This is a genomic window from Streptomyces roseoverticillatus (assembly GCF_000719265.1).
Lineage (GTDB): Bacteria > Actinomycetota > Actinomycetes > Streptomycetales > Streptomycetaceae > Streptomyces > Streptomyces roseoverticillatus.
Map to the genome: position 1 here is coordinate 49,202 of NZ_JOFL01000020.1, position 23,210 is coordinate 72,411.

Consider the following 23,210-nt stretch of genomic DNA (forward strand, 5'->3'; position numbering starts at 1 on the left):
GGCACTACTTCATCAGCCTCGGGTACTCGGCGTCGTGTTCCTTGATGTAGACGGTCTCGGGCGTCGCCTCGAAGCGGTCCTCGTTGTCGAAGTCCGCGCGGGCCTCGGTGAGGTGGTTCATCAGCACCTCGCCCTTGGTGTTCAGGGTGTGGCGCAGATAGTCGGTCTGGAGGTTGCCGTGCCAGATGACGCCGAGCTTGTTGACGGTGTACCGGTCATCGTGCTCGTCGATGACGCCGGCCGCCAGGTGTCCGTCGATGACGTTCCGCACGCGGGCGAAGGCGGCTTCGCCGACCCGTTCGGCGTGGCTGCTGAGCAGTGCCTTGTCGAGGGACTTGTAGCGGGGGAACATCACCATGATCCGGTCGAGGACGCCGTCGTGGCCGATGGACTGCAGGGTCTCGGTGGAGGCGCCCTGTTCGTCGACGTTGGCCTGCCACTGGTCGACCTTCTCGGGGTTGATCGACACCATGTCCCGGAGGTTGCCGCGGGCGGCGCAGCCGACGCCGATGATGTCCTGCCGGGCGCAGTGCGCGGTCTGGTACTGGGAGCGTTCGGGGCTCTTGGACCAGGTCTCGGCGATGGTGTTGTGGTAGCCGGCGGCGCTGAGCGTGTCGTAGAGGTGCTCGCGCATGGCGAGCAGCTGCCAGGGGCTGCCGGGCTGTTCGACCCTGCCGTCCATGATGAGCTTGTGCAGGGGGCGGTAGGGCAGGTAGATGGTGGTGAACAGGTCGATCTCGGCGGGGTCGTAGCAGTCGAGGAGCTCGGCGAGCTCGCTCTGGAAGCCCTCCAGGCTCTGGCCGGGCAGGTCGTACATCATGTCGACGCAGGTGTCGGCCCGGTAGCCGAGGTCGCGCATGCGGTTGAAGACGGCGTCGACGTCGTCGCGGGTGTCCAGGCGGCCGATCTTGCGGTGGATCTTGGCGTCGAGGGTCTCGATGCCGAAGGTGATGCGGTCCCAGCCGTGGTCCTTGAGGACGTCGAGGAGCCCGGGGCGGCGCAGGGTGCGGGGCTCGCCGGTGAAGGACTTCTCGATGGTGTCGAAGTTCGGGACGACCTTGCGGAGGTGGGCGCTCAGCCGCTCGACGGCGGAGACCGGGAGGGTAGAGGGGCTGCCGCCGCCTATGTAGATCGCGGTGAACTCGCGCGCCTGCACGTACGGCCGGCGCATGTACCAGTCGATCTCCTTGATGAGGTAGTCGGTGTAGCGCTCCAGCCGCTCGGAGTCCTGCTTCGGGTAGTGGTAGCGGTTGAAGTTGCAGTAGTGGCAGAACGACTTGCAGTAGGGCACGTGGATGTACATCATGATCCGGTCGTTCAGGTTGCCGCCCGGGTCGTTCAGGCTGCGGATGTTCTCGACGACCTTCTCGCGGGGGACCTGGTGCCAGTCCATCGTGGCGAAGTTCGGCATGATGTAGTGCGAGACGGTCATGACGCCGTCGAAGGGGACGGGCCGCGAGGGGCGCTCCCCCAGGTAGTACGGCTCCGGGTGCGCGGTCACCGGTGACATGGTTCCTCCTGCTCGTGGAGTGCGTGCTCGGGGTGTGCTCGGGTCGCCGCCTGCCAGCGGATGACGCCCGCTCCCCAGACGAAGCCGGCGCCGAACGCCGCCATCACGATCCGGTCGCCGGGGCGCAGCCGGCCGCGGTTCCTGGCCTGCCGCAGGGCGAAGGGGATGGACGCCGACGAGGTGTTGCCCACGTTCTCGATGCTGATCTCGGTGCGGGACGGGGGGACGCCGAGTTCCGCGGCGACGGCCCGCAGGATCCGTGCGTTCGCCTGGTGGCCGATGAAGAGCCCGACGTCGGCGAGGGAGAGGCCGCAGCCGGTGAGTACGGCGCGGGTCTGCTCGACCATGGTGGCGACGGCGAACTCGTAGACCTCGCGGCCGCTCATGCGCAGCAGGCGGTCGGTCAGGTCGGCGTACAGCAGGTCCTCGTGGCGGCCGTCCGAGCCGAGCCGGAAGCTGGGCCGCTCGCCGTCGCCCGGCCCGGCGGGGGTGACGACGACGGCGCCCGCGGCGTCGCCGAAGAGGACGGCGGTGGAGCGGTCGGTGGTGTCGGTGATGCGGGAGAGCGCCTCGGCCGCGCACACCAGGACGCAGCGGGCCCGGCCGGACTCGATCTGCGCGCAGGCGTGGTCGAGGGCGTAGAGGAAGCCGGCGCAGGCGGCGTTGAGGTCCATCGCGGGCGGGTGGGGGGCGCCGAGCCGGGTGGCGAGTCCGGGGGCGATGCCCGGGGTGATGCGGTCGGGGGTGACGGTGGAGACCACCACGTGGTCGACCTCGCGGGCGTCGCGTCCGGCGTCGGCGAGCGCCTCCCGGCAGGCCTGCTCGGCGAGGCCGGCCAGCGATTCGCCCGGGCCCAGCCAGTGGCGGGTGTGGATGCCGGTGCGTTTGACGATCCACTCGTGCGAGGTGCCGAGGGGGGTGAAGTGGTCGTTGCCGAGGACGGTGGCGGGAAGGGCCGCGCCGACGCCGGCGATCGTGGCGGTGGTCATCGTGCACCCCCGGGCGGCGCGGTGGGCGTGGGCGCGCGGGCCTCGCGGCCGGGACGGTCCGCCTCCGGTACGGACTCGACCGTGATCTCCAGTTCGGCTACGGGTTCTCCGCGCTGTTCCACCGTGACGGCGACCGTTCCCGTGACGGCGGTCCCGGTGGGGCGGGCCCGGCAGCGGACGGATGCGGACTGCTCGGCGAAGGCCAGGAAGCGTGCGCGGCAGGCGGTCGCGAGGAGGGCGCCGGCCGGTACGGCACGGGTGCGCGCCCAGGCGGCCAGGGCGGTCTGCCGGGCCGCCTCCATCAGCAGCATGCCGGGCAAGTGGTCGAGTGCGTGGTCGTAGAAGACGGGGTCCTGCGGGTCGGCCACGATGTCGGCGACGGTTTCGCTCTCTCCGGGCTTCTCGCCGCCTTCGAGCCGTTCGGTGCGCAGGCCGCCGATGACGACGTTGCGGGGGTCGGTGCGGCCCACGGCGGAGGGGTGGCAGCGCGGCGGCGCGGTCCGGGCGTCCGCGGGCGGCGAGGTGGCGCTGCCCGCGCGCAAGTCCTCGTAGGACTCCCCCGCGAGGAAGAGCAGCGTGCCGGTGAAGCGGGCCGCCTCCCGGCTGCCGATGCGGCAGGCCGCGCTGCCGCGCAGGCTGCGTACGGAGCCGTCGCGGCGGCGGCGCAACCGGCCGGGCTCCAGCTCCACGTGCAGGTCGGCAGGGGCAGGTCCGGTGCGCACCGCGTCCAGGCCGGTGAGGGCGATCCCCAGATCACTGATCACGAACCGGGCGTCGAGGGGCACGCCGAGGAGTTCGTGGACGATGGCCTCGACCGTCTGGCGTGCCGCCTCACCGATGAGGAGGAGGTCGTAGTACGGGGCACAGGTGTCGTTGTAGTGGCGGTGCAGCCGGGGCAACTGGGCCGTGCCGAGGAGCCGCCCGCCGGTCTTTGCGACGGCCGTGGTCAGGACCTGTTCGACGGCGCGCTTGTGGACGAGGCGGCGGTGGACGGTCCGGTCGGCGGTCAGGGCGGGGGCGGTGTCGTACGGGGCGCCGGTGCGGGCGCTCGCGGCGTCGGCGGTACGGGGACCGGCCGCATCGGCGTCGAAGGCGCCGGCCGTGCCGGGGTCCGCCGCGCCGGAGTCCGCCATGCCGGCTCCCACCGTGCTGGAGACCGCCGGGCCGGCGCCCGCCGCGCCGGAGTTCACCGTCCTGGAGTTCACCTTTTCTCGCCTCCCCTCAGCCCGTCGGCGACCGCCCCGCCCGCCGTGGCCGGCAGGCCCGTCCCGGCGGCCCGCATCCCGCCGTCGGCGTGGAGCACTTCGCCGGTGATGCCGCGGGCCAGCCCGGAGAGCAGGAAGAGCACCGGGCCCGGCACCACTTCGGCCGCGGCCGTGGCGCTGTCCCAGCCCAGGGGCGCGTTGCGGGACCAGTGGGCGTCGAGTGCGTCGAAGGTGGCGACGCCGCGCCCGGAGACGGTGTCGGCGGGCCCGGTCGCCACGAGGTTGACGCGGGTTCCCTGCTCGCCGAGGTAGAGGGCGAGGTAGCGGCACACGGACTCCAGGGCGGCCTTGGCCACGCCCATCCAGTCGTAGCCGGGCCAGGCGCGGGAGCCGTCGAAGTCGAGGCCGACGACGCTGCCGCCCCCGGCCCCGCGCCGCAGGAGCGGGGCCAGTGCGGTGACCAGGGCGTGGAGGGAGACCGCGCTGGTGCGGAAGGCCAGTTCGGCGCTCTCGGGCGGGGTGGTGAGGAAGGCGCCGCCGAGCGCGCCGGGCGGGGCGGCCGCGATGGCGTGGACGGCGCCGTCGAGCGCGGGCCAGCGCTCCTCCACCGCCGCGGCGAGGGCGGTGAAGTCGCCGGGCCGTGTCGCGTCGAGCTCCAGGACCTCGGCCGGCTCGGGCAGGTCGGCGGCGGCGAGTTCGGTGATCCGGCGGCTGCGTCCGTGGCCCGTCAGCAGCACGTCGGCGCCGGCCAGCTGGAGTTCCCTGGCGATGTGCCAGGCGATGGAGTCGCCGGTGAGGACGCCCGTGACCACGTAGCGCCGGCCGGAGAGCTGTATCACGCGGCCCTCCCGTCGGGGGCCGCCCGCAGGACGAGGACGGCGTTGTGGCCGCCGAAGCCGAAGGAGGTGGACAGCGCGGTGAGCGGGCCCCGCCCGTTCGCCGTGAGGGGGCGGGCGGTGGTGACGTGGTCGAGTGCGCCGAGCTCCGGGTCGGGGTCGCGCAGGCCGACGGTCGGTGGTGCGGTCCGGTGGTGCAGGGCCATGACGGTGGCGACCGCCTCCACGGCGCCGGCCGCGCCCAGCAGGTGGCCGACGGACGACTTGGTGGAGGAGAGCGGAATGCTCGCGAGGGCGTCGCCGAGGCTCCGTCGGAGGGCCACCGCCTCCGCGCGGTCGTTGAGGACGGTGCCGGTGCCGTGCGCGTTGATGTAGTGCAGGTCCGCGGGGGTGATGCCGGCGTCGGCGAGGGCGCGGCGGACGGCCCGTGCGGCGCTCTCGCCGGCCGGGTCGGGTGCCGTGAGGTGGTGGGCGTCGGTGCCGGCCGCGTAGCCGGCGAGTTCGGCGAGGACCGGTGCGCCGCGCTCGCGGGCCGCCTCGGCGTCCTCCAGGACGAGGATGCCGGCGCCTTCGCCCAGCCGGAAGCCGTCGCGGTCGCGGTCGAAGGGCACGGAGGTGCCGGTCGGCGAGAGGGCGCCGGCGTTGAGGAACGCGGCGCGGACGATGGGCGAAGTGGCGGCCTCGGCGCCGCCCACCACGGCCGCGTCCGCCTCGCCGGACCGGATCAGGCGCAGCCCCGCGCCGATGGCCTGGGCGCCGGCGGAGCAGGCGGAGATCACGCAGTGGCTCTCGCCGCGCAGGCCGTGGCGCAGGGCGATCTGGGCGGCCGCCGCGTTGGCCATCATCATCGGGACCATGAGCGGGGAGACGGCCTCGGGGCCGTCGGCGGCCAGGACGGTCGCTTGCGTCTCGAAGGTGGCGAGGCCGCCGACGCCCGAGCCGACGAGGCAGGCCACGCGCTCGGGCTCGTACGGGAGACGGCCGTCCCAGCCGGCCCCGGCCAGCGCTTCCGCGGCGGCGACCAGGGCGAACTGGCAGAACCGGTCGGTCCGGCGCGCCTCGCGCCGGGAGAGCGCGGGCGCCGGGTCGAAGTCCGTGCAGCGGCCCTCGCCTCGGGTGAACGCGCTCTCGCCGGCCACGGCCCGCCGGTGGAGCGGGCCGGTGCCGGTGCCGAGGGAGGTGACCGCGCCCGCACCGGTGACGGCCACAGCGCGAGCGGCCATCAGATCCCCGCGGTGCGGCAGATGACGTCGAGGGCTTCTCCGACGGTCTTGACGCCGTCCATGTCCTTGGGGCGCACCTGTATGCCGAAACGCCGTTTCACGGCCTGGCCGAGTTCCACGAGGTCGAGGGAGTCGATCTCCAGATCCTCGAAAGTGGCGTCCGGTGTGATGAGGTCCGCTTCCGCGCCGAAATCGGCCAGTGACTCGGTGACGAATGCCGTCAGGGAAGCGCGGTCGGGCACAGTGGTCATGCGGAACTCTCCGATTCGCTGTCGCGCGGGCAAGTAGGCCGGTCGGGTAAAGGAAAAGGGGTGGGGAGAAAGGGTGGCGGGAAAGGAGAACGGAACGGAACGCGGGGAACGGAACGCTGGAATCAGCCGTGGGGCGGTTGCGGGACGAACGCCGCCGCAGAGAGCCCGCCGTCGGCCGTCAGGGTGGTGCCGGTGACGTATCCGGCCTCGGGTGAGGCCAGGAAGCGGACGCAGGCCGCGATTTCGGCGGGGCGGGCGGCCCTGCGCAGGGGGATCGCGGTGCGCGCGGAGCGTCTGAGGTACTCGACGTCGCGGACGAGCCCGGTGTCGACGAGGCCCGGTGCGACGGCGTTGACGGTGATGCCGCGCCGTGCGGTCTCGATCGCGACGGACCGGGTGAGCCCTTCGAGCCCCGCCTTGGCGGCGGCGTAGTTGGCCACGCCGGGCAGGGACTGCCGGCCGAGCACGGAGCCGATGTTGACGATGCGCCCGAAGCGCGCCCTCGTCATGCCGGGCAGGGCCCGGCGCGTGGTGCGGTAGACGGCGCCGAGGTTGGTGTCCAGCACCGGCTGCCAGTCGGCCTCCTCCATGGCCGCGAAGACCTGGTCGGCGCGGATGCCGGCGTTGTTGACGAGGACGAGGACCGGGCCGTGGCGGGCCTCGGCCGCCGTGAACAGCGCTTCGACGGCGTCGGGGTCGGTGACGTCGGCGCGGACGGCGAGGGCCGTGCCGCCCGCCTGCTCGATCGCCGCCACGACCTCCTCGGCCGCCGCCCGGTCCTGCCGGTAGCAGAGGGTGACCGGCCAGCCGTCGGCGGCCAGGGTGCGGGCGATCGCGGCGCCGATGCCGCGGGAGGCCCCCGTCACCAAGGCCGAGCCGGCGGGGCGGGAGGCGGGGTGGTGCTCGGTCGGTGTTTCCGGACAGGGCTGAGCGTTGCGCGACATGCATTTCCCCCGTAGCGGGCAGCGCTGTTCGCCGGGACCTCGCGGTCGCTGCTTGTCCGGACCTTAGAACGGTGATCTTGGAAAGTCACTAGTCGTTCTTGACTGGTTGTCGGTTACAGGTGTCGTGTCTAACCTCGCCTCCATGAAGGAGAATTCGGCCGCCGAGCCGGTGGATTCGACATGTACCGGACGAGTGGAACCGCCCTGCGTGCAAGTGCAAACGCAGGACGGGATCGCCCTGCTGACCCTGAACCGCCCCGCGACGGGTAATTCCATGAATGCCGAGCTGCTCACGGACCTGCGTTCCGCATTGCGCGAGTTGGCGGCGCAAACCGCACTGCGCGGGGTGCTGATCACCGGAGCCGGTAAGGCGTTCTCGCTCGGCGGGGACGTCCGCGCGTACCACCGGGCCCTGTCGGGCGACTCCTTCGACGCCGCCGCCTACGGCGATCGTCTGACGTCGCTGCTCTCGGAGGTCGTGCTCACCGTACGGTCCATCGGCTGCCCCGTGCTGGCCGCCGTGAACGGCCAGGCGGCGGGGGCCGGTTTCTCGCTCGCCCTCGCCTGCGACCTCCGGCTGGCCTCGCGGCGCGCGTCGTTCCACTTCGCGTACGGGGCGATCGGCGCGTCCACCGACGCGGGAATGGCGTGGTTCCTGCCCCGGGTGGTCGGCTATCCGCGCGCACTGGAGCTCCTGCTGGAGCAGCCGGTGCTACGGGCCGCCCGGGCGCAGCGCGAGGGCGTCGTGAGTGCGGTGGTGGAGCCGGAGGAGCTTCTCGGGGCGGGGCTGGCGCGCCTGCGGCAGCTGGCGGACGCCGCGCCGCACGCCGTCCGCAGCGCCAAACGGCTGCTCGACCGGAGCCTGTCGACGGGGCTGGCCGAGCATCTGGAGCTGGAGCGGAGGGACTTCGCGGAGGGCGTCGCCTCGCAGGACATGCGGCACGGGATCACGGCTCTGCTCGACGGAGAGTGGCCGCGCTTCCAGGGGCGCTGACCTCCTCCCCCGCGGCGGCGGGAGCGCGGCCGGCCCGGCCGGTGCCGCCCGGGAGGCAGAGGGTCAGGAGGATCGCCGGCACCGTGCACGCGGCGGCGAGGAGCCAGCCCCGCTGCAGGGCGTGGCCCAGGGCGTCCGGTGCGGGCGTGCCGACGGCCGCGACCAGCAGCGCGACCCCGAGCACGGCGCCGGTCTGGCGGGCCGCCGAGTTGGCGGCGGTGCCCACGGCGAACCGGGCCGGAGGGACGTCGGCGAGCGCCGCCGCGCCCAGGCCGGGCAGGCTCGCCCCGGCCCCGATCCCGGTGAGCGCGCTGACGGGCAGCCACGCGCCGGCGAAGTCGGGGTGCGGCCCGATCCATGTCCCGTACAGGCAGGCGCCGGCCGCGAACACCAGCATCCCGGCGACGCACACGGCACGGGCCCCGAAGCGGCGGGCCAGCCGCTCGGCGGGCAGGGCCACCAGGGACGCGGCGATCGGCGCGGGCGTGACGGCGAGGCCTGCCCGCAGCGTGGAGTAGTCCCACACCGCCGTCAGGTAGAGGACGTTGCACAGCAGCGTCGCGAAGAACGCGATAGCGAAGATCAGGGACGCCGCGTTGGCCACGGAGAAGGACCGCAGCCGCAGCAGTGCCGGGTCGACGACCGGGGCGGCGTGGCGCGCGGAGCGCAGGGCCACCGCGAGCAGCGCCGCGGCGGCCAGCGCCAGGGTGCCGAGTGTGGCGCGCGTCCCCCAGCCCCAGTCCTGGCCCTTGACCGCGGCGAGGGCCAGGGCCCCGACGGCGACGCCGAGGAGGCCGGCCCCGGGCAGGTCGGGCAGCGGCAGGCCGCGGGGCTCGCGGCTCTCGGTCAGCACCCGCCATCCGGCCACGGCCGTCACGACGCCCAGCGGCAGGTTGACCAGGAACACCAGCTCCCAGCCCCGGAGGGCGACGAGCACCCCGCCCACGGACGGGCCGATCCCGGCGGCGACCGCCGAGGCCGCCCCGTACGCGGCGACGGCGGCGGCCCGGCGGGCCGCGGGGAAGACCTCCAGGAGCAGCGCCAGCGACGTCGGGACGAGCAGGGCGCCGCCCGTCGCCTGCAGGACCCGCGCCGCCACGAGCAGCGGCACGTTCCCGGCGAGGGCGCACAGCCCCGAGGCCGCGGTGAACAGGACGAGGCCGAGCAGGAAGGAGCGCTTGCGGCCCCAGCGGTCGGCGAGCCGCCCGAAGGGGACGAGGAAGGCGGCGAAGGCGATGTTGTAGCCGTTGAGGACCCAGGAGAGGTCGCCCAGGGAGTTGCGCGGGAAGGAGGTCTCCATGTCGGGGACCGCGATGTTGACGATCGTCGCGTCGAGGAACGCCATGAACGCCCCGACCAGGGTGACGGCGGTGACGGACCTGCGGCGTAAGGGCGGTCGGCTGCTCACGAGGACCTCACCAACGGGACGTCGGGCACAGGCCTGGGACTCGGACCCCTGGTGGAGCCCGGACACTGTATGCCGCTCCGGGCGGGCCGGACAAGGACACGTGTGCGGCCCGCGGATCACCGGGCGCAGCGCCGCTACCGAGCGTGACGGCGGGTGCTTCCCGTTCGCGCCGCGGAAGAGGGCGGGGTAGACATGGGATATGGCCCGAATCCGGGACCGCTCCTCGGGGCCCTCGGGCCGCAGGTTCACCGGTCGGCGCCGAGACAGCAGGCGTGAGCCGGAGCAGTCGCACCACGGCTCACGGGTGCCGTCGGCCGGAGGTCTCCGGTCGATGGCGCGCAGCCGCAGTGTCGCCGGTCAGATGTTCCTGCTGCAGCTGCTGATCGTCCTGCTGCTCGTCGTCGCCGCGGTGGTCACGCTGGTGCTCCAGGCGCGGAGTGACAGGTTCCAGGCGGCGCGCGACCGATCGCTCGCCGCCGCACAGACGTTCGCCCACAGCCCCGGCCTGGTCGACACGCTGCGCGGCCCGGACCCCAGCAAGGTGCTCCAGCCGCTGACGGAGGCCGCCCGCAAGGAGGCGGGCGTCGACTTCATCGTCGTGACCGACCGGAACGGGGTGCGGTACACCCACCCCCGGCCCGAGCTCATCGGCAAGCAGTTCATCGGCACCATCGCGCCCTCGCAGGCCGGGCACGTCACCATCGAGAGCGTCCACGGCCCCCTCGGCGAGGAGGTGCAGGCCGTGGTCCCCGTGGAGGACGACCACGGCAACGTCGTCGGCCTCGTCTCGTCCGGGCTGAAGGTCAGCTCGGTGAGCAGCGCCGTCGACCGGCAGCTGCCGCTCGTCCTCGCCGCCGGCGGTGCCGCGCTCGCCCTGGCCACGGGCGGCGCGGCCCTCGTCAGCAGGCGGCTGCGCCGCCAGACGCACGGCCTCGGCCCGTCCGAGATGACCCGGATGTACGAACACCACGACGCGGTCCTGCACGCGGTGCGGGAGGGCGTCGTCATCGTCGGCGGCGACGGCCGGGTCCTGCTCGCCAACGACGAGGCGCGCCGGCTCCTGGACCTGCCGCCGGACGTGGAGGGGCGGCCGGTCACCGGGCTCGGCATCGACCCCCGGATGGCGGAGCTGCTGGCGTCCCGGCGCGTCGCCAACGACGAGGTGCTGCCCGTCGGGGACCGGCTGCTCGCGGTGAACAACCGGCCCACGGACCGCCGGGGCGGCCCGCCCGGCAGCGTGGCCACCCTGCGCGACTCCACCGAACTGCGCGCGCTCGCGGGACGGGCCGAGGCGGCCCGCGAACGGCTCAAGCTGCTGTACGACGCGAGCGTGGCCATCGGCACGACGCTCGACGTCCAGCGCACCGCCGAGGAGCTCACCCAGGTGTCCTCCCCCCGGTTCGCCGACTACGCCACCGTCGACCTCGCCGAGCCCGTCCTGCGCGGCGACGAGCCCCGCATGCTGGGGGCGGGCAGCGAGGCGCCCGAGCTGCGCCGCGTGGCACTCAGCGGCACCCCCGACGACCACCCGCTGTACCGGGCGGGCGAGGTGCACCGGTTCGCCGCGCCCACGCCCCAGGCCACCGGCTTCGTCAGCGGGAAGGCCATCCTCGTGCCGGACCTCGCGGCGTCCGCGGGCTGGCGCACCCAGGACGTCGAGCGGACGCAGGAAATACTGGACTACGGCTTCCACTCCCTGATCACCGTGCCGCTCAAGGCGCGCGGCGTGCTGATGGGCATCGCCAACTTCTGGCGGGCGCAGAGCAGCGACACCTTCGAGGAGGACGACCTGTCCCTGGCCGAGGAGCTGGCGGCGCGGGCCGCGGTGTGCATCGACAACGCCCGGCGCTTCACGCGCGAGCACGCCATGGCGGTCACGCTGCAGCACAGCCTGCTGCCGCGCGGCCTGCCCGAGCAGAACGCCCTCGACATCGCCTACCGCTACCTGCCGGCCCAGGCGGGGGTGGGCGGCGACTGGTTCGACGTCATCCCGCTGCCCGGGGCGCGCGTCGCCATGGTCGTCGGCGACGTCGTCGGCCACGGCCTGCACGCCGCCGCCACGATGGGCCGGCTCCGTACGGCCGTGCAGAACTTCTCCTCCCTGGACCTGCCGCCGGACGAGCTCCTCGGGCACCTCGACGAGCTCGTCGGCCGCATCGACCAGGAATCCGCGGGCCTGGACGAGGAGGCCCCGATCGCCGGCGCCACCTGCCTGTACGCGATCTACGACCCGGCCACGGGCGTGTGCGCCATGGCCCGGGCCGGGCACCCCCTGCCGGCGCTCGTGCACCCCGACGGCTCGGTCGAGTTCCCCGAGCTCCCCGCCGGGCCGCCGCTCGGCCTCGGCGGGCTGCCCTTCGAGGCCGGGGAACTGCAGCTGGCCGAGGGCAGCAGCCTCGCGCTCTACACCGACGGCCTCGTCGAGGACCGCAAGCGGGACATCGACGCCGGCCTCGCGATCCTCCGCGACACGCTGGCCCGTCCCGGCCGGACGCCCGAGGAGACCTGCGACGCGGTGATCAGCGCGCTGCTGCCGGCCCGGCAGCGGGACGACATCGCCCTCCTCGTCGCCCGCACCTGCCGCCTCCCGGCCGACCGGTCGGCCGAGTGGGAGCTGCCCTCCGACCCCGCGGTCGTCTCGCGCGCCCGCGCCGACGTCACGCAGCAGCTGTCCGACTGGGGCATGGACGAGGCCGCGTTCACCACCGAGCTGATCCTCAGCGAGCTCATCACCAACGCCATCCGCCACGCCTCGGGGCCGGTCCGCGTCCGCCTGCTGCGCGACCGCGCCCTGATCTGCGAGGTCGCCGACGGCAGCAGCACGTCGCCGCACCTGCGCTACGCCGCGGCGGAGGACGAGGGCGGCCGGGGCCTGTTCCTCGTCGCTCAGCTGGCGGAGCGGTGGGGCACGCGGTACACCCCGGAGGGCAAGGTCATCTGGGCGGAACAGCCGTTGCCGTGATGCGGCGGGAACAGGCCGGCCCGGGCGGGTTCGACCGGGTGGGCCGTCCCCGCGGGGAAGAAGGCGAGGAACACTCCGGCCACGACGCCGGACACACGGACACAGAATCGCTTCCACATGGCGTCGTGACTACCCCCGGCGGGCGGGGCATGCGCGGCGGGGGGCCGGGTTCAGCCGATCGGGGAATGCGGTGAACCCAAGTTCCGTAGGCCTGGGGCGAGTTGGATGTTGCGCGCGCCGAGGGCTGCGCCCGCGGACGCAGCGAGGCCGGCGCCGGGCCCCTGCACGGGGCCCGGCGCCGGCCTGGCGCGAGGGGGGGCTATCGCCCGCCCAGCGACTTCTTGGCCTTCTCGGCGGACTCCTGCACCTTGCCCGTCAGCTTCTCGGCCCGGCCCTCCGCCTCCAACCGCTTGTCGTCGGCCGCCCTGCCGGCGGTCTCCTTGAGCTTGCCCTTGACCTGCTTCGCCTTCGCTTTGCCCTTGCCCATGTCGGGGACTCCCTTGCGTGTGCGATAAAGGGGGTTCTGCCGGAATCCACCCTCCGGCCGGTGCCCCGGGCCCGCAACCGCAGAGCCGGACCCGCGCGCAGTACAGGCGGTGCCGCCGTCCGGCCCCCGCCCGTACGGAGCCCCTCACTTCAGCCAGAACCCCGAGCGCTCCAGCCACAGGTCGAGCAGGGGCTCGTCGCCGAGGATCTCGACGCCGCCGGTGCCGCTGGGCGTGGGGCGCCGGTAGACGAACAGCACGAGGTCGGTCGGCGAGCCGCACACGGCGACGGAGGCCTTGGCGTGGGCGCGGCTCCAGCGAGCGGTGTCGCCGGTGAGGTCGACCAGCCACTCCCCCGCGGTCGTGCCCGCGGGGCCGGTGGCGTGGAAGTGGAGCGTGCGGCCGGGCCCGAGCAGGGCGGGGCCGCCCGGCGGGGTCTCGGCGGCCTCGGCGTACGAGGCGAACGTCATCCATTCGTCGAGCGCGTCGAGGGCGACCTCCTCGTCCAGCCGGTAGTCCGCGCGGGCGGTCAGCGCGGCGTCGGCCCGGTGGACGGCCGTCTCGTGCGTCATGCGGCGGGCCCAGAAGGCCGCTGAGCGCTCCTCGGAGGGCGACCAGACCTCCGCACCGGGGCCGGCCGCGCGCAGCGTCCCGGACAGCCGGGCGGCACCCTCGGCGAGCCACGCGTCGAGGAAGGCGCCGTCCTCGTCGGTGTAACGGGCGAGGGCGGCGTCGCTGACGGGGTCGTCGGCGACGGGCCCGGTGGCCCTGGTGCGGACGGTCTCCTCGGCCCAGCGGTGGGTGCCGCCGATGTGGCGCAGCAGCTGGCCGAGGTTCCAGCCGGGGCAGGAGGGCACGCGGGCCCGCATGTCGGCGCCCTTGACGTGCGACCTCAACAGATCGGTCTGCGCGGTGATTTCGGCGCAGCAGCGGTCGAAGCTCAGGGTACTCATGGGGCCACGGTACGGTCCGGCGCCGGAGCGCTGCCGCCGCCGGGGCCGGGGTGGACCCGTTCCAGGGCCTCCCAGCCGCTGTCGTGCGCGCGGACGTCGGCCTCGGCCCGGCCGCCCCCGCGCAGCCCGAACAGGCGCTTGGCGACGAGCAGGTACACCACGACGGCGAGGTTGATGACGAGGGTGAGGACCTTCAAGGCGCTGACGTGGCCGGTGAGTTCGTAGACCTCGGGGACGAGGAGCACGGACGTCGCGACGAAGGTGAGGTACTCGGCCCACCGGCGCGCCCGCCACAGGCCGACGGCCTCCACGCCTTCGAGGACCGCGTACGCGGCGACGACGGCGCCGATGACCCACAGGGTGCGGCCGTGGGCGGCGAAGGCCCGTTCGGCTTCGCCGAGCAGGCCGCGGCCGTGGGCGCCGGTGGGGCCGCCGACGCCGTTCTGCAGGGCGTCGGCGAAGCGGTAGAAGGGGCCCCTGAGCCGCTCCCGCTCGCGGGCGAAGACGAAGACGGCGACGGCGAGCACGGCCAGGACCACGCAGTGCAGCATGCGGTCGAGGGCGATCAGGCGCAGGACGTAGCGGTCGCGCAACGGGCGGCCGCGCAGGGGCAGCTCGACGGCCGCACGCTCCGGGGGCGTGTCCCGCGCGGGCCGGGCGGGCGGCGGCAGAGCCAGCCAGGCGTCGCAGCGCAGGCACCGGTGCCAGCGCAGGCCGCCGGCGTCCTCGCGCACGAGCAGGGCGTCGGCGGGGCGTACGGCCGCGGCGTCCGTGCCGACCAGGCGGTGGCCGTGCAGGGCGCATTCGAGGAGTTCGTACCGGATGCGGCGGCGTTCGGGGCGCGCGCCCGGAGCGGCCGTCAGTCCCGGCCCGTCGCTCACGCGCCCACCGTCCCTCCGCAACCGGCTCGGCCGCCGCGGCCGTGCGGGCCGCTCCAGGGCACGAGTATGGCCGGTCGGGCCGCACGGGGCCGGGATTCAGGGGGTGTATTCAGTATCCCTGTACCCGGGCGGGCCTGTCACCATCCGCCGGGATGATCTTCGTCTCGATCCGCGCCCCTACGGTGGTGGGGACCCCGGCACCATCACCTTGGGAGTGGACGTGACACACGACGGCAGGCCCGCGCGGGAAACTCTGGACGCACTGGCGGCGGAGCTCACCGGCATGGCGGAAGCGGATCACCGCGCCGCGCCCGGCGCGCACAGCGAGGACCCGGCCGAGCAGCTGGCCTGGCGGCGCCTGACGGCCCGGCACGGCGACCGGCTGGCCCGGATCATGGACGAGTTCGGCTGGCCGGCGGCGGAGCTCGTCGGCGAGGACGCGGCCCGCGCCGCCTGGCTGGTCGCCCAGCACGCCGACCGGCAGCTCGACGTGCAGCGGCGGGCGCTGGGCCTGCTGGAGGAGGCGGTGGCGCGGGGTGCGGCCGGGGCGCGCGAGCTGGCGTTCCTGCGCGACCGCGTGCTGGTCAACGACGGGTACGAGCAGGTCTGCGGCACGCAGATCGCCGGGGTGAAGGACGGCGCGCCCGTGCCGTGGCCCTGCCGGGAGCCCGGGCGCGTGGACGAGCTGCGCGCGGAGGCCGGCATCGAGCCGTACGCGGAGTACGTCGCCCGGTTCTCGTGACCGGCGCGCCGGGCGGTGCTTGCGCGGTGACCGAGGTCCTGTGGCGCCTACGGGCGCTCCCGGCGCGTCTGCGTGCCGGGCTCCTCCGCCGGCTCCTCGGGCGTCAGGGGTTCCGCGTCGCGCCACTCCTCGGTCCGGGTGGGCCGGCCCGAGCGGGTCAGCTCTTCCACTTCCTTCTTCAGCTCGTCGTCCCGCTTGGCGCCGTGCTTGCTGCTTCCCCGGTCCATCGTTCGTGCCTCCTGAGGGTCGGAGTGGCTGGAACCCGTCGGGTGCCCGGACTTCTCCCGGCTAAACCAGCCACACCCTCCCCCGAAACCAAGATTTAGTTAGGTTAGGCTTACCTCACTTTCTGCAGGTGAACGTGAGAACCGGGAGCCCTCTATGAGGCTGGGTCCGCTGACGGTCCGTACGGGAGAGGGCCGTCCGGTCCTCCCGGCGCCGGGCGGCGTACGAAGAGCACGGGCCGCCGACGCGCCCGGGCTCCACGCCCTGTCGGAACCCTTCATGCGGACCGGTGCGCTGCGCCGCCGCACACCGCACGTCTACGCGGCCCGGTTCGCCGAGTTCTTCGTGGCGGAGGACGCCCACGGAACCCTCGAAGGGTGCGTGGCCCTGCGGGCCTTCCCCGGCGACCGCCTGTCGGCCACCGGGACGGCGGGCGTGCTGCACAACTTCTGCGTGCGGCCCGACCGCCAGCGCCGCGGCGTCGGCTCGCGGCTGCTGACGGCGCTGCTCCTCCACGCCTCCGACCGGTCGGTGACCGAGGTGTTCGCGGCGACGACCGGCGACGGCGAGGCCTTCCTCCGCAGCGGCTTCCGCGAGACCGACTCCTCGCGGGCACCGCGCACGTGGGTGGCGGCCCTGGATCCCTCCCGCGGCTCCCGCGTCTTCGCCCGCCCCCTGCCCGGGGCGGCGCTCTCCGAGGGGAGCGCCCCCGTTCAGCCCTGGCCTGCGCGCCACTGCCGCGCGAGCACATACACCAGGTAGCAGCCGCCCACGACCCCGGTCAGGACCCCCACGGGAAGCTGCGTGGGGGCCAGCATCCGCTGCGCGGTGATGTCGCTGACCGCGAGCACCAAGGCGCCCAGCGCGGCGGACGGCAGGAGGCCCGGACCCGGGGAGCGGGTGAGCCGGCGCGCGACCTGCGGGGCCACGAGGGCCACGAACGGGACGGGGCCCGCGACCGCGGTGGCGAGCGCGGTCAGTCCCACGCCCGTGACGAGCGCCCAGGCCTTGGCCCGCTCGACCCGTACGCCCAGCGCCGACGCCGTGTCCTCGCCCATCTCCAGCATGCGCAGCGGCCGGGCGAGGAACAGGGCGGCGGGGCCGAGGACCGCGAGCGCCGCCGTCATCGTCGACACGTGCTCCCAGCCGCGGCCGTTGAGGCTGCCGGTGAGCCAGACCTGCGCGCTCTGCGCGTCGGTGAACGACGCCTTGGCGATCAGGTAGGCGTTCGCCGAGGAGAGCAGGGCGCTCACCCCGATGCCGACGAGGACGAGCCGGAACGCGGATGCGCCGCGCCGCCACGCGAGCAGATAGACGGCGGCGCTGGTGACCGCGCAGCCGACGACCGACCCGGCGGCGACCGAGACCGCGCCCGCGCTCAGCACGAGGACGGCGACGAGGGCGCCGGTGGCGGAGCCGACGGTGAAGCCGATGACGTCGGGGCTGCCGAGGGGGTTGCGGGCGACGCTCTGGAAGAGCGCCCCGGACAGGCCGAGCGCGGCGCCCGTCAGCAGGGCCGTCAGCAGCCGGGGCAGCCGCAGCTCTTCGACGATGTACGTGTACGCGGGGTTGCCGTCGCCGGCGAGGACGCGCAGGACGTCGGGGGCGGGGATGCGGAAGTCGCCGGTGGTCAGCGTCCACACGCCGGTCGCGGCCGCGGCCAGGAGCAGGGCGGCGCAGACGGCGGCGGCGCGCGGGTCCCAGCGCAGGGAAAGCGCGGGACGGCCGGGGCGGCCGGGCAGGGCGAGGCGCAGGGTGCGCAGGCGCGTGGCCCGCGGGGGCCCGGCCGGCCGCTCCGCCCGGCCGGGGCGCGCAAGGGGGGTACGGCTGGTCACAGTTCGCTGATCCTCTTGCGGCGGACGAGTGCGATGAACAGGGGCGCTCCGAGGAACGCGGTGACGACGCCGGCCTCCAGCTCCTGCGGGCGCAGCACGACGCGGCCGAGGATGTCGGAGGCCAGCAGCAGGGCGGCCGCGAGGACGGCGCTGTAGGGCAGGACCCACCGCTGGTCGGGGCCGGCGATCAGGCGGGCCACGTGCGGAACGGCCAGGCCGACGAAGGCGATCGGGCCGACGGCGGCGGTGGCGGCCCCGCACAGCAGGGTGATCGCCGCCATGGTCGCGAACTGCGTGCGGCCCGGGTGGGCGCCGAGCGCGCGGGCGGTGTCGTCGCCGAGGGCCAGGGCGTTGAGCGGCCGGGCCAGCAGGGCGGCCAGCAGGGCGCCGGCGGCCAGGAACGGCAGCACCTGGCGGGCGAGGGCGCCGTCGGCGGCGCCGAGGGTGCCGATCTGCCAGAACCGGAAGCGGTTGAGGGCGAGCGGGTCGAGCAGGATCAGGCCGTTGACGACCGCGGTGAGGACGGCGGTGACGGCCGTGCCCGCGAGCGCGAGCCGTACGGGCGTGGCCCGGGACCGGCCGCGGGTGCCGAGCAGGTGGACGGCCGCCGCGGCGACGGCCGCGCCCAGCAGCGCGCACCACACGTAGGCGTTGAAGCTGCCGAGGTCGAGGAGGGCCGTGGCGCCCGCGACGGCGGCCGCGGCGCCGGCGTTGACGCCGAGCAGGCCGGGGTCGGCGAGCGGGTTGCGCGTGAGGGCCTGCATGAGGGCGCCGGACAGGCCGAGGGCGATGCCGACGCCGATGGCCAGGAGGCTGCGCGGCAGCCGGGAGGTGCGGACGACGATCCAGTCGTCGTTGCCGGGGTCGTGGTGCAGGAGGGCGTGCAGGACGTCGCCGGGCGGGATCGTCTTGGCGCCGATGCCGGTGCTCAGCACGGCGAGGACGGCGACGAGGGCGGTGCAGGCGAGCAGCCCGGCGGCCCGCCGCGCGTGCTGAGCGCGGCGGGCCGGGGGCGGCCCCTCGCCTCCGGCGTTCTGCACGGGGCGGGGGCCGTCGGTGGTGGTGGGAGCGGCAGTGGTGCTCACGCGTGCTCTTCGTCCGAGTGGTGGTCGTGGTTCTCCACGCCGCGCTTCCAGTAACCGTCGATGTCCACCTGCTCCTTGGCCATGCCGAGGTCGCGGCGCAGGTAGCGGCGGATGGGCTTGAGGGTGGTGGCCTCGCCGGCGATCCAGGCGTAGCCGAGCCCGCCGGCGGGCAGTCCGGCGGCGCGGACGGCCCGCTCCAGCAGGTCGCTCGTGCCGGGCGGGGTGTCCCCGCGGTGCAGCCAGGTCAGGGTGCAGTCGGCGGCGGTGGTGAACTCCTGCTCGTCCTCCGGGCCGGGCACTTCGGCGAAGGCGAGGACGCGGGCGCCGGCGGGCAGCATCTCCAGCCAGCGGCCGAGCGCGGGCAGGGCGGTCTCCTCGGCGGCCAGCAGGTACCAGTCGTGGACCATCGGGAGGATCTCGGAGCCGCGCGGGCCGAGGACGCCCAGCCGCATGCCCGGCTCCGCGCGCGCGGCCCACGCGGAGCCCACGCCGTCGCCGTGCAGGACCATGTCGACGTCCAGCTCCTGCGCTTCGGGGCGGTAGTGACGGACGGTGTAGTCACGGGTGATGGGCTCCACGGGGGCGTCCATCCAGGTGTCGTCGCGGATGACCGGCTCGACGGGCAGCTCGGCACCGGACTCGGCGAAGCAGAGCTTCACGTGGTCGGTCGGCGCCTGTTCGCAGAACCCCTCCAGCGCCGGGCCGGCGAACGTCACCCGGACCGTGGAGGGGGTGATGCGGTCGACCCTGCGCACCTCCAGCAGGCGGTATTTGAGGGGGTGGCGGACGATGCGCATGCGCGGCGGGAGCGTCTCAATGGTCATCGATCATCCCAATCTGGCCGGGGCGTGCCGCGGGACCGGCACCGCGTCGCGGTGGCCCCCGCGCGGGCGCGCGGGGGCCACCGGGCTTCACGTGGACGGCCGGAGAACACGCCCCGAACCGAACTTAGGCAACCCTAACCTAACTCATTGTGTATTGGCCATCGTTCCGGCCACCCGGCCCCCGTCCAGCGCGATCACCCGCGGCAGCCGGGCGATGGTCGCCGGCCGGTGCGCGACCACGACGATCGTGCGGTCGCCGCGCATCCCGTCCAGCGCGTGCTCCAGCCGGCCCGCCGTCACCGGGTCGATGTCCGCGGTCGCCTCGTCCAGGACGAGCACCGCGGGATCGGCCAGCGCGGCCCGCAGCAGCCCGACGATCTGCCGCTCCCCCGCCGACAGCCGGGAGCCGCGCACGCCCACCTCGGCGTCGAGGCCGCCGAGGTCGCGGAGCCAGTCCTCCAGGCCCAGTTCGGCGACGGCCCGCTCCATGGCGGCACGGCCCGGAGCGCTGTGCACCAGCTCCAGGTTGGCCGCCACCGTGCCGGTCACCATGCGGACCTCCTGCGGCACCAGCACCACGCGCCGGCGCAGCTCCGCCTCCGGGATGTCCCGCAGGTCGACGCCCGCGAACCGCACCACGCCCCGGTCCGGCGCGTAGAGGCCGCACAGCAGCTTCGACAGCGTCGTTTTGCCCGAGCCGGTCTCGCCGACCACGCCGCTGCGGTCACCCACCGGGAAGCTCAGCGAGACGCCGCGCAGCACCTCCGTACCGTCGCGGTAGGCGTAGCCGAGACCTTCGCAGCCGAGTTCTCCGCGCAGGGGCAACTCTGTGGCGGGGCCCCCCTTCCGGGGCTCCTCGTCCGCCGCCCGGTCGGTGGCCGCCAGCAGGTCCAGCAGCCGGGCCAGGCCCGTACGCGCCGTCTGCACCTCGCCGACGAGCTGCGAGATGTCCGCGAACGAGTCGAAGAGGTTACGGCTCGCCAGGACGAACACCACGACCGTGCCGACGCCCATCGCCCCGCGCGAGACGGACCAGCCGCCCACCAGCAGCAGCACGACCAGCGCCAACCCCTCGATCAGGCCCACCAGGTCGATGCGGTTCTCCACCCGGACCGCCCGCCGCGCCGCGCCCACGGCCGCGGTGTTCTCCCGGTCGAAGCGGCGCAGCCACCCGGGCAGGCCGCGGGCGCTCTGCAGCGCCTCCCGCACGTTCAGCGTCTCGGTGAACGTCGCCGCGACCGTCGCCTCCGCCGCCGCCTTCCCGCCGAACGCGCGCGGCGCGGACCGCTGGAACCAGCGCATCACCAGCAGCGTCAGCGGCACGAACACGGCGAGCTGCACCAGCGCGAGCTGCCACGAGTAGCCGAAGAGCACGACGAGCGTGAACAGGAGCGTCGCCGTCGCCGACACCAGGTTGCGCAGGTGCATGCGCACGAACGAGGCCAGCGCGGCCACCTCGCCCGTCGTACGGCGCAGCAGGTCGCCCGTGCGGTGCGACTCCAGGAACCGCAGCGGCGCCGACGCCAGGTTCTCCACGCACTTCTCGCGCAGGCCGCGCACCACGTTCTCGCCGGCCTTCGCCAGCAGCAGCTCACCGGCGCGGGCCAGGCCCAGCTGGAGGACGGCCAGGAGGACGAGGACCGCGGCGGCGGCCAGCAGCCCGCCGCGGTCGTCGGCCAGCAGCGCGTCCGTCGCCCGCCCGATCAGCGGGGCGACGGCCACGAGCGCGGCGGAGTCGGCCAGCCCGACCACGACGGCGACGACGAGGGCCCGCCGGTGCGGGCGCAGGTAGGGAGCGGCCCGGCGCAACACGCGCCGCTCATCGGGCTGCTCGTTGAGCAGGACCGGCTCAGCCACGGGGGCCCTCCGGGGTGGGAGCGGGGATAGATACAGGGGCGGGGGCGGGCGCGGCTCCGGCCTCGGAGACGGCGGAGCCGGCGTCGGCCGGGGCGGTGTCCTTGCCGGTGACGCCGGCATCGCCGGTGTCACCCCCGCGCCCCGCGGCCGTCAGTGTCACCACGCGGTCCGCCGCTTCCAGTACCGCCGTGCGGTGCGTGGCGAAGACAATCGTGCGGCCCGCGGCCCACGTGCGCAGGCGGTCCAGGACCGCCCGCTCCGTCGTGGTGTCCAGGGCGGACGTCGAGTCGTCCAGGATCAGCACCTCCGGGTCGCCGAGCAACGCCCGGGCGATGGCGAGCCGCTGGACCTGACCGCCCGACAGGGCGGTACCGCTCTCGCCGAGCTCGGTGTCGTAGCCGTCGGGCATGGCGGCGATCTGCTCGTGGATGCCGGCCGTCCGGCAGGCCTCGCGCAGGGCCTCGTCGGGCAGGTCGCGGCCGAGCCGCAGGTTCTCGGCGACGGTTCCGGACAGCAGCATCGGCCGCTGGGCGACGTAGGCGATCCGCCGGCGGATGTCGTCGAGGGCGGCGTCGCGCAGGTCGGTGCCGCCGTAGCGGACGGTGCCCGTGTCCGGGTCGTCGAGCCGGACGGGCAGCCGCAGCAGCGTGCTCTTGCCGGAGCCGGTGGCACCGTCGACCGCGACGAACTCGCCCGCACGGACGGTCAGGTCGAGCGGCGCGAGGACGGTCACGCCGTCGCGCACCGCGCTCACGCCCGACAGCTCCAGGTCGCCGCCCGCGGTGAGGGCGACCGGCTCGGCGGGGTCGGTGACGGCGGCCTCGATGGACAGCGCCTCGTCGATGCGGGCGGCGGCCACGTCGGCCTGCCCGCGGGCGAGGAGCCGGTCGACCAGGACGCGGGTGGCGAGGGTGATGCTCGCCATCCAGGACGTGAAGGCGACCAGGCCGCCGACGGTCAGCCGGCCGTCGAGGACCGCGAGCCCGCCGGCGCCCACGCCGATCGCCACGGCCATGCGCGGCACGAACGGCGCGACGGACGCCCAGGACGCCTCGATCCGGGCCGCCTTGACCGTCCGGTCGGTGACGACGGCGCTGGCCGCGGCGTGCCGGTCCACCAGCGGCCGGTGGCCACCCGTGCCGCGGAGGCCGGTGCCGAGCTGGAGCAGGTCCGCGACGGCCTCGGCGCGGACGCCGTGCGCCTCGGCCAGCGCGCCGCTGGCCGCGCCGAAGCGGCGCGGGAAGTACAGGTTGACCCAGACCAGGAACGGCAGCATCCCCAGCGTCACCAGCAGCAGCGACAGGTCGAGCACGCCCATGCCGGTCAGGACGCCTACGAAGGTGGTGCCCAGCACGACCCAGATGGCCAGGCCGTGCACCCACTCGCGCACCAGGTCGGTGTCCCGGCCGGCGCGCATGGCCAGGTCGCCGTGGCCGCGTGAGGCGAGCGCGGCGCGGTCCAGGCCGGCCAGGTGCCGCAGCAGCCGGGAGCGCAGGTCAGCGCCCACCTTGGCGTCGGCGGAACCGGCCCAGTACTGCCAGCCGTACAGCCCGGCGAACTGGACGGCGGCGGCGACGAGCGCGGCGGCCGCCCACCCCAGCAGCGCGTGGCCGTCCTTGGCCGTGACGCCGTCGTCCAGCGCCTTCTGGATGCACCACGGCACGGCGAGGAAGGCGACCTGCCGGACGCCGGCGGCGGCCATGGCCGCGCCGACCGTCGCCCAGTGCGGCCGCAGGGCGCCGCGCAGCAGGGCGCGGGCCCGCGCGCGCCGCTCGGGCGAGAGATCCCGCGGGCCCGGCTCCGCCGCCTCCGCGGCGTCCTCGGCCCCGGCTTCCTCCAGGATGTCCTCGGCGGGCGGCGGGCCCGGGGGCCCGTCGTCGGGGCCGGGGTGGTGCTCCGGCTTGGCGTGTTGGGTGCTCACGACGTCAGGTATCCGCTCTCAGCAGGTCGGCTCGGCCGCGCGGGGCGGACCGGGCGGGTGCCCGGTCCGGGCCCGCGGCG

General features: G+C 74.8%; 21 protein-coding genes. 4 read left to right on the forward strand and 17 right to left on the reverse strand.

Annotated features, from left to right (window positions below):
- Window positions 1-4: 4 nt before the first annotated feature.
- From IF61_RS0123970 to fabG, 7 genes are all read right to left on the reverse strand, one after another.
- Window positions 5-1,510: a coproporphyrinogen-III oxidase family protein gene (locus IF61_RS0123970; RefSeq protein WP_078660438.1), complete on the reverse strand. Its 1,506-nt coding sequence runs from the start codon at window positions 1,508-1,510 to the stop codon at window positions 5-7.
- Window positions 1,498-2,499: a 3-oxoacyl-ACP synthase III family protein gene (locus IF61_RS0123975; RefSeq protein ID WP_078660439.1), complete on the reverse strand. Its 1,002-nt coding sequence runs from the start codon at window positions 2,497-2,499 to the stop codon at window positions 1,498-1,500. The genes IF61_RS0123970 and IF61_RS0123975 overlap by 13 nt, the downstream gene beginning before the upstream one ends.
- Window positions 2,496-3,704: an AfsA-related hotdog domain-containing protein gene (locus IF61_RS0123980; RefSeq protein ID WP_030368585.1), complete on the reverse strand. Its 1,209-nt coding sequence runs from the start codon at window positions 3,702-3,704 to the stop codon at window positions 2,496-2,498. Before IF61_RS0123980 ends, IF61_RS0123975 begins: the two co-directional genes overlap by 4 nt.
- Window positions 3,701-4,543, reverse strand: coding sequence for an SDR family oxidoreductase (locus IF61_RS0123985; protein ID WP_052392972.1), 843 nt, complete (start codon window positions 4,541-4,543; stop codon window positions 3,701-3,703). The genes IF61_RS0123980 and IF61_RS0123985 overlap by 4 nt, the downstream gene beginning before the upstream one ends.
- Complete coding sequence (locus IF61_RS0123990; RefSeq protein ID WP_030368587.1) at window positions 4,540-5,763, reverse strand: beta-ketoacyl-[acyl-carrier-protein] synthase family protein; 1,224 nt, start codon at window positions 5,761-5,763, stop codon at window positions 4,540-4,542. The genes IF61_RS0123985 and IF61_RS0123990 overlap by 4 nt, the downstream gene beginning before the upstream one ends.
- Entirely contained in the window at window positions 5,763-6,014 is a 252-nt protein-coding gene (locus IF61_RS0123995) for an acyl carrier protein (RefSeq protein WP_030368588.1), read from the reverse strand. Before IF61_RS0123995 ends, IF61_RS0123990 begins: the two co-directional genes overlap by 1 nt.
- Before the next feature lie 122 nt (window positions 6,015-6,136).
- The gene (gene fabG / locus IF61_RS0124000) at window positions 6,137-6,958 is read right to left on the reverse strand and encodes a 3-oxoacyl-ACP reductase FabG (RefSeq protein ID WP_078660440.1); all 822 of its coding nucleotides are present in this window, start codon (window positions 6,956-6,958) and stop codon (window positions 6,137-6,139) included.
- Window positions 6,959-7,166: 208 nt separating this feature from the next.
- Between fabG and IF61_RS0124005 the strand changes: the two genes are divergently transcribed.
- Window positions 7,167-7,952 carry an enoyl-CoA hydratase/isomerase family protein gene (locus tag IF61_RS0124005; RefSeq protein ID WP_030368590.1) on the forward strand — a complete coding sequence of 262 codons (786 nt, stop codon included), beginning with the start codon at window positions 7,167-7,169 and terminating at the stop codon, window positions 7,950-7,952.
- On the opposite strand, the gene IF61_RS0124010 is transcribed toward IF61_RS0124005, so the two are convergent.
- A complete protein-coding gene (locus tag IF61_RS0124010; protein ID WP_052392975.1) occupies window positions 7,906-9,360 on the reverse strand; it encodes an MFS transporter in 1,455 nt (484 codons plus the stop codon). The genes IF61_RS0124005 and IF61_RS0124010 overlap by 47 nt on opposite strands.
- 331 nt (window positions 9,361-9,691) lie before the next feature.
- On the opposite strand from IF61_RS0124010, the gene IF61_RS0124015 reads away from it, so the two are divergent.
- Complete coding sequence (locus IF61_RS0124015; protein WP_030368592.1) at window positions 9,692-12,322, forward strand: SpoIIE family protein phosphatase; 2,631 nt, start codon at window positions 9,692-9,694, stop codon at window positions 12,320-12,322.
- Window positions 12,323-12,641: 319 nt separating this feature from the next.
- Here IF61_RS0124015 and IF61_RS34485 read toward each other — a convergent pair whose 3' ends face one another.
- From IF61_RS34485 to IF61_RS32600, 3 genes are all read right to left on the reverse strand, one after another.
- The gene (locus IF61_RS34485; protein WP_078660443.1) at window positions 12,642-12,809 is read right to left on the reverse strand and encodes a CsbD family protein; all 168 of its coding nucleotides are present in this window, start codon (window positions 12,807-12,809) and stop codon (window positions 12,642-12,644) included.
- A 144-nt stretch (window positions 12,810-12,953) separates the two neighbouring features.
- A complete protein-coding gene (locus IF61_RS0124025; RefSeq protein ID WP_030368593.1) occupies window positions 12,954-13,760 on the reverse strand; it encodes a maleylpyruvate isomerase family mycothiol-dependent enzyme in 807 nt (268 codons plus the stop codon).
- Window positions 13,757-14,641 (reverse strand): DUF2127 domain-containing protein, encoded by an 885-nt coding sequence (locus tag IF61_RS32600; RefSeq protein WP_052392976.1) that lies wholly within the window; start codon window positions 14,639-14,641, stop codon window positions 13,757-13,759. The genes IF61_RS0124025 and IF61_RS32600 overlap by 4 nt, the downstream gene beginning before the upstream one ends.
- 220 nt (window positions 14,642-14,861) lie before the next feature.
- Here IF61_RS32600 and IF61_RS0124035 point away from each other — a divergent pair, with 220 nt between their 5' ends.
- On the forward strand, window positions 14,862-15,383 hold the full coding sequence (locus tag IF61_RS0124035) for a DUF6624 domain-containing protein (RefSeq protein ID WP_397945271.1): 522 nt from the start codon (window positions 14,862-14,864) through the stop codon (window positions 15,381-15,383).
- A gap of 47 nt (window positions 15,384-15,430) precedes the next feature.
- Here the strand turns inward: IF61_RS0124035 and IF61_RS32605 are convergent, their stop codons facing one another.
- Complete coding sequence (locus IF61_RS32605; protein WP_043190420.1) at window positions 15,431-15,610, reverse strand: hypothetical protein; 180 nt, start codon at window positions 15,608-15,610, stop codon at window positions 15,431-15,433.
- 154 nt (window positions 15,611-15,764) lie between these two features.
- Here IF61_RS32605 and IF61_RS0124045 point away from each other — a divergent pair, with 154 nt between their 5' ends.
- Window positions 15,765-16,370, forward strand: coding sequence for a GNAT family N-acetyltransferase (locus tag IF61_RS0124045; RefSeq protein WP_078660444.1), 606 nt, complete (start codon window positions 15,765-15,767; stop codon window positions 16,368-16,370).
- Here the strand turns inward: IF61_RS0124045 and IF61_RS0124050 are convergent.
- The 5 genes from IF61_RS0124050 to IF61_RS0124070 all read right to left on the reverse strand — a co-directional run bounded on the left by IF61_RS0124050 (window position 16,322) and on the right by IF61_RS0124070 (window position 23,130).
- Window positions 16,322-17,443 (reverse strand): FecCD family ABC transporter permease, encoded by a 1,122-nt coding sequence (locus IF61_RS0124050; RefSeq protein ID WP_030368597.1) that lies wholly within the window; start codon window positions 17,441-17,443, stop codon window positions 16,322-16,324. The genes IF61_RS0124045 and IF61_RS0124050 overlap by 49 nt on opposite strands.
- On the reverse strand, window positions 17,440-18,528 hold the full coding sequence (locus tag IF61_RS0124055) for a FecCD family ABC transporter permease (RefSeq protein WP_397945260.1): 1,089 nt from the start codon (window positions 18,526-18,528) through the stop codon (window positions 17,440-17,442). The genes IF61_RS0124050 and IF61_RS0124055 overlap by 4 nt, the downstream gene beginning before the upstream one ends.
- A complete protein-coding gene (locus tag IF61_RS0124060; protein WP_030368599.1) occupies window positions 18,525-19,352 on the reverse strand; it encodes a siderophore-interacting protein in 828 nt (275 codons plus the stop codon). The genes IF61_RS0124055 and IF61_RS0124060 overlap by 4 nt, the downstream gene beginning before the upstream one ends.
- Window positions 19,353-19,496: 144 nt before the next feature.
- Window positions 19,497-21,209, reverse strand: a complete 1,713-nt coding sequence (locus IF61_RS0124065; protein ID WP_030368600.1) for an ABC transporter ATP-binding protein — start codon at window positions 21,207-21,209, stop codon at window positions 19,497-19,499.
- Window positions 21,202-23,130, reverse strand: coding sequence for an ABC transporter ATP-binding protein (locus tag IF61_RS0124070; protein WP_052392977.1), 1,929 nt, complete (start codon window positions 23,128-23,130; stop codon window positions 21,202-21,204). The genes IF61_RS0124065 and IF61_RS0124070 overlap by 8 nt, the downstream gene beginning before the upstream one ends.
- Window positions 23,131-23,210 lie beyond the last annotated feature (80 nt).